3 protein-coding genes are annotated in these 2,911 nt (G+C 75.4%); all 3 read right to left on the bottom strand.

Annotated elements, in window-relative coordinates; genetic code table 11:
• Positions 1-995 (bottom strand): hypothetical protein (locus AC08OT_RS19855; protein WP_476603189.1); only part of this gene is annotated, 995 nt, incomplete at its 3' end.
• The gene (locus AC08OT_RS19850) at positions 992-1,252 is read right to left on the bottom strand and encodes a hypothetical protein (RefSeq protein ID WP_476593248.1); all 261 of its coding nucleotides are present in this window, start codon (positions 1,250-1,252) and stop codon (positions 992-994) included. The genes AC08OT_RS19850 and AC08OT_RS19855, both read right to left, overlap by 4 nt.
• Positions 1,204-2,911, bottom strand: a 1,708-nt coding sequence (locus AC08OT_RS19845; protein WP_476603188.1) for a hypothetical protein, incomplete at its 5' end; no start/stop codon positions are given. The genes AC08OT_RS19850 and AC08OT_RS19845, both read right to left, overlap by 49 nt.

The following is a 2,911-nucleotide window of genomic DNA, read 5'->3' as shown; positions in this document are numbered from 1 at the left end:
CCGACGCGCCGCGACAGCGAGTGCCCCCGGGGCCAGCGCGGCCTCCGCGGCCGGGGGCACCGGCCGGGTCGGCGGGATCCGCTCGCTGCCGCCGTGCAGCACCTCGAACCGGCGGCCGAACGACCGGAGCACCTCGTTGGCCCGATGCACCACCTCGCGCAGGGCGGTCGCCTCCGCCTGGCTGACCGGGACGCCGGGTCGTCCAGCCGGCGCATCTCCGCCACCAGCAGCGGGTGGTCCGGCCAGCCCAGCGGGACGGCGTGGCGGGACTCCGGCTCGAAGGTCAGGCCGCGGCTCCACGCCTCCCGCAGCTGGTGCGCCCATTCCAGCGCGTCGCGGGTGGTGGCCGCCGCGGCGCGGGCCTGCTCCTCAGGACTGAGTGCCGCCACCCGGCCACCGCGTTGTCCCGGCGGGGGAGTCGATGGGCCGCCCGCAGCCGGGCTCGCGGCCGGTGTGGCCGCGCGTCCGGTCGCCACCGTCCCAGTCGCCGCAGCACCTGCGCGGGTGCCGGTTCCCGCCGCCCGGCCACGCGGTCGCGATGCCCTACCGGCGGTCGCGGCGGCGGGCGCCGGTAGGGCATCGAACGCCTCCCGCAACACGGCCGCCGCCGTCTCGGGCAGCTCGCCGCGGTCCAGGTCGTGACGGACGGCCTCCTCGAAGTTCTGCAGCTGCTCCATGGCGTCGGCTAGGACGTGCAGGTCGGCCTGGCGCTGCGCGGTCTGGCGGGTGGCCCGGCCACCGGCGCGCAGGTCCTCGACGTCGTCCAGCAGCCGGGCCAGCGACTCCTTCAGCCGGCTGAGCGTGCCCGCGACCCGGCTCTCGTGGTGGTGCGCCAAGGCGAGCACGACACGCTCGGCCAGCGCCTCCACCCGCAGCACCGCTGGGCGCTGCCCGGAGACGATGTCGAGCGCCCGCTGCAGCGCCTCCAGGGTGGCGGCGTGCTCGCGGGCGGCGCGGCTCAGGGCACCGGAGAGCAGCCCGGGGGTGATAGTCATCGTTCCCCATCGTCCGCTGGTGCCCCGCCCACCACCGGTCCACCCGCCACGGGGCCGCCCGGCGCCGTCCGCGGGGCCGGTGCCGGCAGGCCGGCGGCGAGCGGGCCGAGGGCCGCGTCGACCTCGGCCAAGGTGCCGTGGTCGACGGCCTGCTGGCGGATCCAGGGCACCAGCACCGGGGTGATCAGCCGGGGCAGGACCAGGGACATCACGGCCAGCACCGCAGTGTCGGTGACCGCCTGGCGCACCGCCTGCACCAGCACCTGCTCGGTGCCAGCACCTGCTCGGTCATGCCGCGCAGCACCTCGCGGCGGCCGCTGCGCGCGACCGACCGGGCTCCCGCCGCCAGGCCCGCCCGCTCGGCGACCCGCAGGCCGTGCTGGGCGCTGGCCACGATGGCCCGGGCGCCGCGCCCGACCGCGACCACGTCGAACACGCTGAAGGCGACGCTCAGGGCGGCCATGAGCTGCGCGACCTGTACCTCCTGCCAGCGCTGGAACAGCTCCGGGTCCTCCAGCGCCCGGTACAGGTCCCTCTGGCGGTCGGCCTCGGCGAGATCACCAGCGGTCAGCGCCAGGCCGGCCAGGCCGGTGATCGCTCCGGCGGCGACAGCGCCCAGCGGAGCGCAGAGCAGGCCGAGCACAATGATCCCCGCGGTGGAGGCGATGACCAGCAGGTCGTCGAGGGCGGCCTTGCGGCCCACCGCCCGGTTGATCCCCAGCACGTAGAGACGGTCGTTGCGGGCCGCGGTGCGAAGCTGCTCGTCCGCCAACGCGTGGATGCCCTGCAGCTGGAAACGCAGCCCGCGCCGGTCGGCGCCGCCCTCGCGCCAGACGTACTGCGAGGCCGCCACGGCGAAGTAGGCGCCCTCCGCCGGGTCGGATGCCTGCGCCAGCATCCGGGCGTTCGCCTCGGACATCTGGGTGAGCAGGCTCCGCAGGTGTTCCTCGACGAACGCCGGTTCGCGCTGGGCCCGGGCGTACAGCGGCTCCAGGTCCCCGATCTGCAGGAACAGCGGGTCGACCTGGTTGACCACCGCCCGCCGCAGGTTGATCTCGGCGTCCAGGTCGGCGGCGGTCCAGACCCGGTCCCGGAACCGCACCACCCGGTCACCGCCGCGGCGTTCGATGAGGGCGTCACCGGCGACGGCCAGCACTCGTGGCGGGACGGACCGGATCGGCGCCGGCAGCTCGACGAACATCATCCCGTCGCCCGCTGGGATCGTCTGGCTGACCGACAGGACGTCGCGGACCGAGCCGGTGACGAGCACGGCCTCGGAGTGCGTGATCGCGTGCCGCAGTGTGGTCACCACCACGACCGACTCGCCGAGGATGGCCAGGGTGGACGAGAAGGCCGCCGCGGTGGCGTCGAAGCCGGCGCCGCGGCGCCCGTCGATGCCGTGGCGGGAGGAGCGGAGCTGCTGTAGCAGCAGCACCCGGCAGGTCTCGGCGTAGAGCAGGGTGAACGCGTCGAGCAGGGACTCCGACAGCTCCGACCAGAAGCGCCAGGCCCAGCCACCGGCGTACGGCTCGCCGCCGGGGCGCACCTTCACCAGCCGGAGGTTCTCCGGTTCCTGGTAGGCGGCCATCAGGTCGTCGGCGAACCGGTGCAGGTCGGTGGCGATACCGGCGAGCGTCCGCAGCGCCGCGAACTCCGGGGTGCTGCCAGGCCGAACGTCGAGGTAGCCGTTGTTGCCGCGGCCGTCGTGGCGGACGCTGACCTGGGTGGTGGCGGTGCTGCGGACACCCTCCATGCCGACCGTGTGCGCCCGCACCGCGATCATCGTCGCGCAGTTCAGCGCGAACCGGCCGAGGTAGTGGCACTCCCCCACCCGCAGCCGGGCGGCGAGGTCGCGCATCCGGGCCAGCAGGCCCTGGACGCCGACCAGGTCCTGCGCCGGCGGCTCGGCCAGGAAC

This window comes from Frankia sp. CgJB1 (assembly GCF_977947065.1).
Note: the sequence above shows the minus strand (reverse complement) of the source record. Positions and strands in the feature narration are given on the sequence as shown.